The sequence below is a fragment of the Arthrobacter sp. BI5 genome, assembly GCF_056680065.1.
This window is the reverse complement of the sequence record NZ_CM155264.1, coordinates 1,304,612-1,317,109: the sequence shown is the minus strand read 5'-3', so window position 1 is coordinate 1,317,109 and position 12,498 is coordinate 1,304,612. Positions and strand designations below refer to the sequence as shown.

General features: G+C 68.9%; 10 protein-coding genes. 7 read left to right on the top strand and 3 right to left on the bottom strand.

The features are described from left to right. Positions 1-114 precede the first annotated feature (114 nt). Both AC1MED_RS06010 and AC1MED_RS06005 read left to right on the top strand, forming a co-directional pair. Positions 115-1,659, top strand: coding sequence for a glycoside hydrolase family 71 protein (locus AC1MED_RS06010; RefSeq protein ID WP_479785986.1), 1,545 nt, complete (start codon positions 115-117; stop codon positions 1,657-1,659). 269 nt (positions 1,660-1,928) lie between these two features. Further along, entirely contained in the window at positions 1,929-3,395 is a 1,467-nt protein-coding gene (locus AC1MED_RS06005; protein WP_479785985.1) for a dicarboxylate/amino acid:cation symporter, read from the top strand. Between the two features lie 78 nt (positions 3,396-3,473). On the opposite strand, the gene AC1MED_RS06000 is transcribed toward AC1MED_RS06005, so the two are convergent. After that, entirely contained in the window at positions 3,474-4,046 is a 573-nt protein-coding gene (locus tag AC1MED_RS06000) for a hypothetical protein (protein ID WP_479785984.1), read from the bottom strand. A 194-nt stretch (positions 4,047-4,240) separates the two neighbouring features. On the opposite strand from AC1MED_RS06000, the gene AC1MED_RS05995 reads away from it, so the two are divergent. The 3 genes from AC1MED_RS05995 to AC1MED_RS05985 are packed head-to-tail and all read left to right on the top strand — an operon-like array spanning position 4,241 to position 7,999. After that, entirely contained in the window at positions 4,241-4,684 is a 444-nt protein-coding gene (locus AC1MED_RS05995) for a YbjQ family protein (RefSeq protein WP_479785983.1), read from the top strand. A gap of 38 nt (positions 4,685-4,722) precedes the next feature. Beyond that, the gene (locus AC1MED_RS05990; RefSeq protein ID WP_479785982.1) at positions 4,723-5,454 is read left to right on the top strand and encodes a TetR/AcrR family transcriptional regulator; all 732 of its coding nucleotides are present in this window, start codon (positions 4,723-4,725) and stop codon (positions 5,452-5,454) included. 1 nt (position 5,455) lies between these two features. Then, complete coding sequence (locus AC1MED_RS05985; RefSeq protein WP_479785980.1) at positions 5,456-7,999, top strand: MMPL family transporter; 2,544 nt, start codon at positions 5,456-5,458, stop codon at positions 7,997-7,999. Here AC1MED_RS05985 and AC1MED_RS05980 read toward each other — a convergent pair. Both AC1MED_RS05980 and AC1MED_RS05975 read right to left on the bottom strand, forming a co-directional pair. Beyond that, positions 7,966-9,468 (bottom strand): HNH endonuclease, encoded by a 1,503-nt coding sequence (locus tag AC1MED_RS05980; protein WP_479785979.1) that lies wholly within the window; start codon positions 9,466-9,468, stop codon positions 7,966-7,968. The two genes, AC1MED_RS05985 and AC1MED_RS05980, sit on opposite strands and share 34 nt — an antisense overlap. Positions 9,469-9,471: 3 nt before the next feature. After that, positions 9,472-9,765 (bottom strand): hypothetical protein, encoded by a 294-nt coding sequence (locus AC1MED_RS05975; protein WP_479785978.1) that lies wholly within the window; start codon positions 9,763-9,765, stop codon positions 9,472-9,474. A gap of 72 nt (positions 9,766-9,837) precedes the next feature. On the opposite strand from AC1MED_RS05975, the gene AC1MED_RS05970 reads away from it, so the two are divergent. Both AC1MED_RS05970 and AC1MED_RS05965 read left to right on the top strand, forming a co-directional pair. Beyond that, a complete protein-coding gene (locus AC1MED_RS05970; RefSeq protein WP_479785977.1) occupies positions 9,838-10,527 on the top strand; it encodes a Maf family protein in 690 nt (229 codons plus the stop codon). Positions 10,528-10,651: 124 nt separating this feature from the next. Continuing rightward, on the top strand, positions 10,652-12,496 hold the full coding sequence (locus AC1MED_RS05965; protein ID WP_479785976.1) for an acetyl/propionyl/methylcrotonyl-CoA carboxylase subunit alpha: 1,845 nt from the start codon (positions 10,652-10,654) through the stop codon (positions 12,494-12,496). Positions 12,497-12,498 lie beyond the last annotated feature (2 nt).

Sequence of the window (12,498 nt, the reverse complement as noted above, 5' to 3'; positions counted from 1 at the left end):
TCGTCGCAGCGGTCACCACGCAGGACGATCCTTCTCTATGAGGCGCGCAGCCGATGAGCTGTCCAGCACCCTGGTCTCAGGTGCAACGCACCCGACCTGATACTGGAGCATTCCATGAGGACTTTCGCCGAACACCCGAGACCAACGACGCACGGCCAGGAGCCGGAACGGCGCCGAAGCCGACGGCGGACGACGGCGTCCGTAGTTGCGGCCGCCGTTTTTGCGGCCGCGGCGACGATCGGTTCCCCCGCTCCCCTGCACGCGGCGACACCGCTGGCCACGACGGCCGCCTGCAACCCCCTGCCCATCAGCCTGCCGGCCCCCGCGAACCGGCACACCTCGGTCAAGAAGGCCTGGGCCTACTACTTCCCGCCGTTCCCGCTCGCCATCGACAGCCCCGACCCGAGCCGCGACAAATATGCGTCCTGGCTCAATACCTACAACTCGACCAACGGCGCCTATGACCTGCGGGACCGGCCGCTGCCTCCGCTGCGTCCGAGCCCGACGACCTGGCGGCAGGCCGACTTCGAGAAAGAAATCCGGCAGGCCGTCGGCGCGGGCCTGGACGGGTTCATCTGGGAGTACCACAGCTCCAGCGACATCCGGTGGCAGCAGTTGCCGGCCATGCTGGCCGCCGCCAAAGCGGTGGACCCGGGCTTCAAGATCATGCTCAGTCCGGACTTCAACACCGCGGCCGGTTCCACGTCGGACAGCGTCTACAACAACGTCATGAAGGTCAAGGACGATCCTTCCATCTACCGAAACAATGCCGGGATCGTGCTGGCGCCGTTCTATCCCGAGCGCAAGACTCCCGCGTGGTGGGACGGACTCCGGAGCCGGCTCGCCTCCTCCGGCGTCAAGTCCAACCTCGTCCCGATCTTCCTTTCCTGGGGCGGCGGGACCCAAAAAACGGAATGGAACAACTCGGTGTCCGGCTACTCGCAGTGGGGCACACGCTTCGCCGGCGGCGTCCCTACGCTCGCCCGGGAAAGCGCCGAAGCCCACCGCCGGGGCAGGACGTACATGCAGCCGGTGGCGTTCGAGGATTCACGGTCCTACGACGGGCGGTACTGGGAGTCTTCCAACAGCTCCACCCTGCGGGATTCCCTGGCCTCTGCAGTCACGAGCAACGCCGACTCCATCGCGCTGATGACCTGGAACGACTACACGGAGTCGTGGGTGGCGCCGTCCAAACAACGCGGCTATGCGGTGCTGGACATGGCCGCGTACTACATCTCCTGGTTCAAGAACGGCGTGAAGCCCACGGTCAGCCAGGATGCCCTGTACTGGAGCCACCGCTCGCACCCCGCCAACGCCCCGTATTCAAAAACGCCCATCGGCCGCAACGGCAAGCCCGCCCCCATGTACATTCCAAACGGCGACGCGGCGAGTAACCAGGTGGAACTCGTGGCCGTGCTGAAATCTCCGGGCCGCCTGAGCATCACGCAGGGCAGCAACGTCAAAATCCTGGACGCCCCGGCCGGCCTGACGTCCTTCAAGGTCCCGCTCGTGAACGGCACGACGCCGTCCTTCAAGCTCTCCCGCAGCGGGACGACGGTCCAGACGGTCACCAGCAACACCCCGGTACGCTCCGCCGTGGTGTACCAGGACATGATCTACCACGCGGGCGGCGGCGTTGCCGTGAGCTGCCCGCGTTAGCACCTGCGCCTCGGATAAGCGCACCGGCGCGGTGAGCTTCGCCGAGGTGGCAGGTCGCGGCAGTGTTCTTCGGAAACACCGCCGCGAACTGCCACCTCGGTCCCCTCGCCCCGCGAGACTATCGCCACACCGCGAGCTGGAATAACTTCACACTTAGGCCGTATTTCGGCCCCAATTCGCGGTTCTTGCGGACAGGTGGGAAATCAGGGTGCGTAACATTTCTCAACATCCGTTCGTCGTGTTATGGACCGCGGTCCTAGCGTATTCGGGTGACCACTCAGACAAGCACCCCCGCAACCGCAGGCAAGCCAGGTTTCCGGCTGCCCAAATGGGCCGGCTCTTTCGGCTTCCAGATCATCGCCGCCCTGATCGTGGGCCTGGGCCTCGGCCTGCTCGCGAAGTACACGGGCAGCACCAAGGCGAACCCCAACGCCCTCGGCGCCACGCTGCAGACCATCGGCTCGAGCTACGTCTCGCTGCTGCAGACCGCCGTCGTGCCCCTCATCTTCACCGCCGTCGTCAGCTCCATCTCCAACCTGCGCGCCGTGTCCAACGCGGCCCGGCTGGCCTGGAACACGCTGCTCTGGTTCGCGATCACCTCGCTGATCGCGGTGCTGATCGGCATCGGCCTGGGCGTGTTCCTGCAGCCCGGCGCCAACACCGGCCTCACCGGCCAGGGCGAAGCGCCGTCGAAGGTCGGCAGCTGGTGGGCCTTCTTGGTCGGGCTGTTCCCGAAGAACTTCCTGGGCCTGGGCGCCAGCACCACCGTCACTGACGGCGTCACCACCACCGCGGTGAGCTTCAACGTGCTGCAGATCCTCGTGATCGCGATCGCCGTCGGCATCGCCGCGCTCAAGGTAGGCAAGGCCGCCGAGCCCTTCCTGAACCTCAATGCCTCGGCCCTCGCCGTGATCCAGAAGGTCCTTTGGTGGATCATCCGGATCGCCCCGCTGGGCACCGTCGGCCTGATCGGCAACGCCGTGGCCGTCTACGGCTGGGACACCATCGGCTCACTCGGCAAGTTCACGTTCGCCATCTACGTCGGCCTGGCCCTCGTGCTGTTCGTCGTCTACCCAATCCTGGTCCGCAGCCACGGACTGTCGATCAAGCAGTACTTCTCCGGCGTCTGGCCGGCCGTGCAGCTGGCCTTCGTTTCCCGCTCCTCGGTGGGAACCCTGCCGCTGACCCAGCGCGTGACCGAACGCTCCCTGGGTGTCCCCCGCGCCTACGCCTCCTTTGCCGTGCCGCTGGGCGCCACCACCAAGATGGACGGCTGCGCCGCAATCTACCCCGCCGTGTCCGCCATCTTCGTGGCGCAGTTCTTCGGCATCCAGCTGGACTTCAGCCAGTACCTGCTGATCGCCCTCGTCTCCGTCCTGGGCTCCGCCGCGACCGCCGGCACCACCGGCGCCGTGGTCATGCTCACCCTGACGCTCTCCACGCTGGGACTGCCGCTGGCCGGCGTCGGCCTCCTGCTGGCGATCGACCCGATCCTGGACATGGGCCGCACCGCGGTCAACGTGGCCGGACAGGCCCTGGTCCCCACCATCGTGGCCAAGCGCCAGGCCATCCTGGACGAGTCGCTCTACAACGCCCCGCGCAACGGCGACCCGTTCAGCGACGACGTTGTGGACGCCGATGTTGTTGACGCCGACGGCGACGCCCCGGCCCCCGCCGCCGGCGCCCCGGCATCCGGTGCCTCCGACGCCCGGGAACTGGCCGGCGCGAAGGCCTAGGCTCCATTCATCGCAAAAGTAGTCCCCGGGATCATCTTCCCGGGGACTACTTTTTTGTGGGCTTTGTGTTGCTGCTCCCTAGTGGCCGCCGCCGATGACGCCCTTCTCCATGGCCTTGGTGACCGCGTCGGCCTCGGCCTGGGTCAGGGTGCCATCGCTGACGGCCTTGTCCAGCCTGGTCTTCAGCTCAGCGGCGCGGTCCGCCTGTGCGGCGGTGCGGAGTTCCGTCAGGGCCGCGGTGACCTTGGCTTCGTCGATGCCCAGCGACGCTGCGAGCGACTTAGCCAGTTCCGCCTCCATGGCCGAGCGGTCCGGCCGGGTTCCCTCGGCCGGCGGGGTGGCGGGCTTGTGGGCGTCGCGGAAGGCCTTCAGCGCGTCGGTGACCTTGGCCTCATCGACGCCGAGCTTGGCGGCGAGTTCGGAGGCCTTCGCCCCGCCGAAGCCGCCGCGTTCGCCACCGTGGCCGTGGCCGCCGCGCATGCCCATCCCCATCCCGTCACCTTTCGTGCTGCTGCCCTCCGGGGAGGCGGTGGAGCTCGGGGTGGGGGTCGGCGTCGTGGTGGCGGAAGCCATCCCGGCGACTCCGACGCCGGCGCCCAGCGCCAGGGCGGCGGCCGAGATGCCGAGCGTGATTCTCTTGGTACGTGACATGTGCGCTCTCCTGGATCTGCCGTACGGCGACGGCTTGCGTTCTCGGAAGTCTTTTTCGAGACGTGACTCCAGTGTGTCCCGCCGGCTTCGGCGGGAGCTGTCCAGAACCTTTCATCTTCCTGTGAATGTTTCCTGCCAAATTGTTCCCCGGGCCCTCCCCTTGTCCGGGCGCCCAAAGTGGCTAGGCTCGCATCATGCTGATCGTCACCTCGAACGACATACCCGGCCACCGGATCGACGCCGTCTTCGGCGAAGTCATGGGTCTCACCGTCCGCTCGCGGGACGTCGGCGCCCAGGTCGTGGCGGGATTCCGTTCGCTGGCCGGCGGCGAGCTGCGCGAACTTACCCAAGTTCTCTACGAGAGCCGGCAGGAAGTCATGGCGCGGATGGTCGCCGAGGCGGCCCAGCGCGGCGCCAACGCAATTGTGGCGATGCGGTTCGATACCGCCCACATGGCCAACAACTGGACGGAGATCTGTGCCTACGGCACGGCGGTGTACGCGATCCCGCTGGCCGACGGCGAGGCCGGCGCCACCGGGCAGTCCATCCAGCTGACCGGCACAGGGACCGGCGGCAGGACCGCGGGCCCAGCAGGGCCGGGCGCCGCCGGCCTCGCCCAGGGTACCGCCGGCAACTAAACTTGCCCGGAGTGCAAACATGCACATAGTGTAAGTCCATGCCCACTCCACCCCTTTTTGGCCCCGATGACGGGGCCGCGGCGCCGTCGCGGCGCGAGCTGAACAAGGCCGCCACCCGGCAGGCCATCACGGACGCCGCCCTGGGCCTGCTCCGCACCCGGGGGCCCGGCAACTTCACGGTGGAAGACATCGCCGAAGCCGCCGGCATCTCCCGCCGGACGTTCTTCAACTACTTCAGCAGCACCGAAGTGGTCATCGCCTCGGTGACCCGCGGATTCCTTGACACCGCGCTCCAGCAGTTCCGCCTCCGGCCCGCCGGCGAGCCCGTCCTGGAATCTGCGCGCGCGGCCCTGGTGGCCCTCGCCGACCCGATGACGATCGCCCCGCTGGCCGAGCTTTACAGCCTTGGCCAGTCCAATCCGCAGCTCAACCGCTCCGAGCTGGAAGCCTGGGACCACTGCACCGCCGAGATCATCGACGCCGCCCGCGAGCGCTTCGCCCAGGGTTCCGCCCAGGGGTCAGACCAGGGGTCCGGCGTCGAGATTGACGAACTGTACTTGCGCGCCCTCGCCGGCTCCGTCATCTCCTGCGGCAAGGCCGCGATGGACGTCTGGTTCGCGCGCTGCAAGGGCTCCCTCTCCCCCGAATCACTCTCCACCCTGCGCCAACTGCTGATCGACTCCATGAGCTTGCTGGGCTCCGGATTCGCGTCCCCGGCGGCCGCCCCGGCCGCCAGCCCCACCGCCGCCCCTTCCCCAGATCGGTTCTGACATGGCCCTGTTGCTCTATCGTCTCGGCAAGTTCTCCTACCGCCACCGCTGGCTCGTCATCTCCCTCTGGCTCGCCGTAATGGTGGCCGTCGGCGGTGCCGCCGCGGCGTTCCACGGCACGCTGTCCAACAACTTCCAGATCCCCGGCACCGAAACCCAGCAGATGGCGGACAAGCTCAAGAAGGACCTCCCGTCCTCCTCCGGCGGCTCGGCCAGCATCGTCTTCGAAGCCAACGACGCGCAGTTCAGCCAGGCCGGCAAGGACGCGGTGTCCGCCGCGCTGGCCAAGCTGAAAACCATCCCGGACGTCCAGGGCACGGTGGATCCGTTCGCCACCCAGGCCCAGTTGGACAAGGCCGGCACGGACCTCGCCGCCGGCGAACAGAAAGCCGCCGCCGGCAAGGCCCAGCTGGATAAGGCCGCCGCGGAGCTCGCCGCCGGCAAGGCCCAGCTGGCCGACGCAGAGCAGCAGATGGCCGCCGCCGGGCTGCCGCCCGCGGCCATCGAGGCCCAGCTCGGCCAGCAGAAGGCCGCCCTCGCCGCCGGGCAGGCAAAACTCGACGCCGGCACCAAGGAACTCGACGCCGGAAACGCCAAGCTGACGCTCGGCAAACGCCAGCTCGAAGCGTCCCAGGGCCTGCGCTTTGTCTCCGAGGACGGCAAAGCCGCCATCGCCCAGGTCCAGTTCAAGACCTCGATCAACGGCCTCAAGCCGGAGGTCCGGCAGGAAGTCCAGGACATCGTCAAGGAGGTCTCCGCCGCCAACGTGACCGCGCTGCCCAGCAAGGAAATCAGCGAGGACATCTCCGAGATCTTCGGTACCGCGGAGATTATCGGCATTGCCGTAGCCGCGCTGGTGCTGATCGTCATGCTCGGCACCCTCGTCGCCGCCGGACTCCCCCTGCTGATGGCCATCGTCGGCGTGGCCGTCGGCGTGGGCGGCACCTTCGCGCTCAGCGGCGCCGTGGACATGAGCTCCATTTCCCCGATGCTGGCCCTCATGCTGGGCCTGGCCGTCGGCATCGACTACTCCCTGTTCATTGTCAACCGGCACCGCGGCCAGCTGCTCGCCGGCATGGATCCCGAGGAGTCCGTGGCCCTGGCCACCGGCACGTCCGGCAACGCGGTGCTCTTCGCCGGCCTCACGGTGATCATCGCCCTCGCCGCCCTTGTGGTGCCGGGGCTGCCGTTCCTGGCCGTGATGGGCCTGTCCGCCGCCGCCACGGTGGCCGTCGCCGTCGTCGTCGCCCTGACCCTGACGCCGGCCGTGCTGTCCCTGGTGGGCCGCAAGCTGATTTCCAAGCGGGCCTGGGCCAAGGCGGAGCGGCACAACGCCGCGCCGGGCCACGAGACCGAGGACCGGGCCCGGGACGAATACCGCAGCAGCCACGGCTGGGGCGGCGTCGTCACCCGGCACCCCTGGCTCTCGCTGGTGGCAGGCGTGCTGCTGCTGGGCGTGGTGGCCCTGCCCGCCAGCCAGCTCCGGCTCGCCCTGCCGGATGCCAGTTCCGAGCCGGTCGCCTCGCAGGCTTTCAAGGCCTACGACGTCACCAAGCGGAGCTTCGGCGAGGGCATGACCGGGCCGATCATCGTCGTCGGCGATTTCCCTGCCGGGCTCAGCGCCGAGGAGGCGCAGGCGAAGCAGTTCGACGTCGCGGACATCCTGCGCAAGACGGACAACGTCACCGCCGCCGTGCCGCTGGCGCTGAGCGAGGACCGCCGCACCGCGGTCTTCCAGGTCCTGCCGAAGGAAGGCCCGGCGAGCGCCAGCACCGTCGACGTGGTCTCTGAACTCCGCGCCGAAAAGGCCCGGATCAACGACACCACCGGGGTCAGCATCGGGCTCACCGGCCAGACCGCCGGCAACGTGGACGTCTCGACCAAGCTGGGCGACGCCCTGCCGCCTTACCTGGCGATCGTCGTCGGGCTCTCCCTGGTCCTGCTGCTGCTGGTGTTCCGTTCCATCGTGGTTCCGCTGCTGGCCACCGGCGGCTTCCTGCTCTCGCTTGCTGCCGCGTTCGGCGGTGTCGTGGCGGTGTACCAGTGGGGCTGGCTGGGAACCGTGTTCGGCGTCGAGAACCCCGGCGCGGTGCTGAGCTTCCTGCCCATCATCCTGATCGGCGTGCTGTTCGGCCTGGCCATGGACTACCAGGTCTTCATCGCCTCCGGCATGCGCGAGGCGTACATGCACGGTGAGACGGCCAGGCACGCGGTCCGCTCCGGCTTCAGCCACGCGGCGGCCGTGGTCACCGCCGCCGCGATCATCATGGTCAGCGTGTTCTCCGGCTTCATCTTCTCGCACTTGAACATGGTCCGGCCGCTGGGCTTCGCGATGGCCTTCGGTGTGCTGGTGGACGCCTTCGTGGTGCGCATGACGATCGTCCCGGCCGTGATGTACCTGCTCGGCCGCAAGGCCTGGTGGCTGCCGCGCTGGCTGGACCGCATCCTGCCGGACGTCGACGTCGAGGGCGCCAAGCTGCGCAAGCCCGACGCCGACGGCGGTGCGGCGGCCTACGTGGAGCCCGCCGCGGCCGAGGCACGGTAGCCGCATTCCGTCCCCCATTGCCGCCCGTCGATCCTTGCGATCGGCGGGCGGCTTTGTTGTCGGCCGGCTCGGGCCCCCGCCCTTCCCGCCAGCGAGCCGCCCGGCAGTGCACTTCCCGGCAGTGGTGGGGCGGTCGAGGAGTAGGTGTGGCCGGTGGGGGTGGTGAGCTGGATGGTGTGCCGTCCGGGTCCGGGGCGTGGTTGTGCGCTCCAGCCAGGGGTCTCCTTGGTGTGGTTGCAGGCTTCGCAGAGTCCGGCGCCGTTTCCGCTGGTGGTTGCGCCGCCGCGGTGCCACGGAACGATGTGGTCCAGGTGCCGGATGGGGGCGTCGCAGTAGGGTGTCCGGCAGGTGTCGTCGCGAGCCTGGATGAACCGGCGCAACCCGGACGGGAAGAGCCGGCCACGGGAGTCCATCCCGAGGAGTTCGCCGGTGGCTGGGGCCGTGTAAAGCCGGCGGACCCAGGTTGCGAAGGCCGGCTCATTGCCGGCAACACCCGCGCCGCCCGTGCCCAAGACCTGATCCGTGCGCTTGCCTGTGCCCGCGTTCTTGAGCAGTGCACGAGCCCAGCCTGCCGGGACGATGCCATACCCCGGCAGCCGTGCAGGTTCGCTGTCGCCCTGGAAGAAGGTGCGGTCGGTCATGACCAGCTGGATCTCGATGCCGCTGATCCCGCCGGCCTTCCCGGTGGTGCGTTCGACCAGGGCGTCGGCCATGAGCTGCCCGCGGGTCCTTGGGTCTCCTGAATTGCGAAGGGTGTCGGCGTGCCGGGTGAGAGCGGCGTGCACGGCCACGCCCTCGGCGACCGGTAGCAGGGCCGTCAGGTAGCACATAGTGTCGGGGGCCGGGCGGAGACTGACGTGCCGCTCCGTGGCGGCATGGCTGGCTCGCTGCGTGACCCTGCGGGGGTCCCGGCGGTACGCTGCGGCCCGGGCGGCGGCGATGATGCGGCGGTCTCCGGCGCCGTCGAACGTCCCGGTGTCGGGCGCGAGTTCCTCGTCGACGGCGGCCCGCTCCTCCGGGGACAGGCACGCGGTTTCCCGCACGAGCAGCGTGGCGCGCCATTCGTTGAGCTGCCCGGTCTCGAGCGCGGCGAGGGTGTGCGGCATCTCCGTCACCAAGGCCTTCGCCAATCCGAGGAGCCGTCCGCCGTGGGCCGGTGATTCCCGCCGGGCCAGTGCGATCTGCGCGGCAATCCCGACGCCCAGGTCTGCGGCGGGCATGCCGGCGTCGGCCTGTTCACCCCGCTGCAGCAGATCAAAGGCAACGGACAGCCGCGCCTGACGGGCGGCCAGGGCGGACTTGCGGTCTTCCACGGCCCGGATCTCGGCGATCAAACGGGCGCTGTCCGACTCAGGCACGTCGCCGCTCAGCACTGTGGCTGCATCGTCTGATGCCGGCCTCTTCCCGCAATTGCAGGCACAGCCGCACCCAACTGCTGCTTCGAGGACCGCCGCCTGATGACCGTGCATGACTTAAGTGTCCTGGAGGGCTAAGACATTGATGAGGGCCAAGAGCAGCCGATCCACCGCTTCGGTCGCCATCGGGGTGGTGCCCGCTTCGAGGGCAACTGCGGGACCACGACATAGCACTGCGGCCACTTCGAGACGGGTCGTGACAGTCGTTAGGGCGGACTGCAGCTCCTCCAACCGCAGCTCCTCTTCGATCAGTCCGGCGCCGCTTTCGGGCAATGCCATCTCCTCAAGTGCCCGGCAACACAGGGCAATGACGCTGCGAAGATTCCCTACGACGGCTCGGTTACCATCCATGGCCTAACTCTCCCAGCGACCTCTGACAGAAAGCGCTCACCGACGACCAGCCCCAGGAACTAGGCTGGAGCCGTGACCCGCCTCATTCTTGCCTCCCAGTCCCCCGCCCGCACCAAGCTGCTCAGCAACGCCGGCATCGCCCACGACGTGCTCGTCTCCGATGTCGATGAGGACGCCGTGCAGGCCCGCTACGGCGTGACCGACCCGCACGACACCGCCCTGCTGCTGGCGCGGGCCAAAGCCGAGGCGGTCGCCTCGCTGCCGGAGGCGGACGGCGCCCTGGTGATCGGCTGCGACTCCGTCTTCGAGTTCGACGGCGAGGCCCACGGCAAGCCCTACACCGCCGACGTCGCCAAGGAACGGATGCTCCGGATGAGCGGCGGCATGGGCGTGCTGCACACCGGCCACTGGCTGGTGGACTGCCGGGACACCGACCCGGGCTCGCCCGACGACGGCACGGGCGCCGGCGCCGGCACGGGCGCGACGCTCGGCGCCGTCTCCTCCGCCGAGGTGCACTTCATGGAGATGAGCGAGGCGGAGATCGACACGTACATCGCCACCGGCGAGCCGCTCCAGTGCGCCGGCTCCTTCACGATCGACGGCTACGGCGGCGCCTTCATCCGCAAGGTCGACGGCGACCCGCACACCGTCGTCGGGCTCTCCATCTCCACCCTGCGCGGCCTGCTGGGCCAAGCCAAAGTGAACGTCACCGAACTCTGGACCGGCGGCGCCGCGGACCCGGTCGACATCCGCGCAGAGTGAGCCATTTCGCACCGCCTTGTAGGAACCCCACAAAGGATCGGCTGTTTACGCGCGGGATCCGCAAGTAATATCGGCGGAACCCACAAAACCGCGCTAGGCTCCCTGAAGGAAAGAAGGAGACGCCTTGTCAGCAAATTCGGAGCAGTCCGCCACGCAAGTGCCCGCAAACACCACGCCGGGCACCCATTCCCTGAGCAAGGTGCTGATCGCCAACCGCGGCGAAATCGCCGTGCGCATCATCCGCGCCGCGCGCGATGAAGGCATCGCCTCCGTGGCGGTCTACGCGGATCCGGACCGCGACGCCCTGCACGTCAAGCTCGCCGACGAGGCCTACGCCCTGGGCGGCAACACCGCCGCCGAGTCGTACCTGGTGATGGACAAGCTGATCGAGGTGGCCCGGCGCTCCGGCGCCGACGCCATCCACCCCGGCTACGGCTTCCTCGCCGAGAACGCCGACTTCGCCGCCAAGGTAATCGACGCCGGCATCACGTGGATCGGCCCCTCCCCGGCGGCCATCTCCGCCCTGGGCGACAAGGTCCAGGCCCGCCACATCGCCGAAAAGGTCGGCGCCCCCCAGGTTCCCGGCACCGCCGACCCGGTGCAGTCCGCCGAGGAAATCCTCGAGTTCGTGGACAAGTTCGGCCTTCCGGTCGCCATCAAGGCTGCCTTCGGCGGCGGCGGCCGCGGAATCAAGGTGGCCCGCAGCCGCGAGGAAATCCCCGAACTGCTCGAATCCGCCGTGCGCGAAGCCACCGCAGCGTTCGGCCGCGGCGAGTGCTTCATCGAACGCTTCCTGGACGCCCCGCGGCACGTTGAGACCCAGTGCCTGGCCGACGCGCACGGCAACGTCGTCGTCGTGTCCACCCGCGACTGCTCGCTGCAGCGCCGCAACCAGAAGCTGGTGGAAGAGGCCCCCGCCCCGTTCCTCACCGAGGAGCAGAACCAGCGGCTCTACGAATCCTCCAAGGCCATCCTCAAGGAAGCCGGCTACCTCGGCGCCGGCACCTGCGAATTCCTCGTGGGCCAGGACGGCACCATCTCCTTCCTCGAGGTCAACACCCGCCTCCAGGTGGAGCACTGCGTCTCCGAGGAAGTCACCGGGATCGACCTGGTCCGCGAGCAGTTCCGGCTGGCCCGCGGCGAGGAGCTCGGCTACGGCGACCCCGAGGTCCGCGGCCACTCAATCGAATTCCGCATCACCGGCGAGGACCCGGGCCGGAACTTCATGCCCGCCCCCGGCACCATCACCGGACTGAAGAACCCCACCGGTCCGGGCGTGCGGATCGACTCCGGCGTGGAGGAGGGCGACGTCATCAGCGGCAACTTCGACTCCATGCTCTCCAAACTGATCGTCACCGGCGCCACCCGCGCCCAGGCACTGCAGCGCTCCCGCCGGGCGCTGGAGGAAATGGTGGTGGAGGGCATCCCCACCGTCATCCCGTTCGACCTCGCCGTCGTCTCCAACCCCGACTTCGCCCCCGCCGAGGGCCCGTTCAAGGTCCACACCCGCTGGATCGAGACCGCCTTCGTCAACGACATCCCCGCCTGGGCGCCTGCGGGCACCGCAGCGGAAACGGCCGACGCCGGCGAACGCCAGCGCGTCGTCGTCGAGGTCGGCGGCAAGCGCCTCGAAGTGGTGCTGCCGGCGTCGCTCGGCTCCGTCTCCGGCGGCGGTGGCGGCAAGCCGGCGAAGGCCAAGAAGCGCTCCCGGAGCGCCGGCACGGCGGCACCGGCCGGCGGCAACGCCCTGACCTCCCCCATGCAGGGCACCATCGTAAAGGTGGCCGTCGCCGAGGGCGAGCGGGTTTCCGAAGGCGACCTCGTCGTCGTGCTCGAAGCCATGAAGATGGAGCAGCCTCTCACCGCGCACCGCGCCGGCATCGTGATCGGGCTCTCCGCGTCGGCTGGCGAGACGGTGTCCGCGGGCGCTGTCATCGCCATGATCGAGGACGGCGACGCCGCCGAATAGCG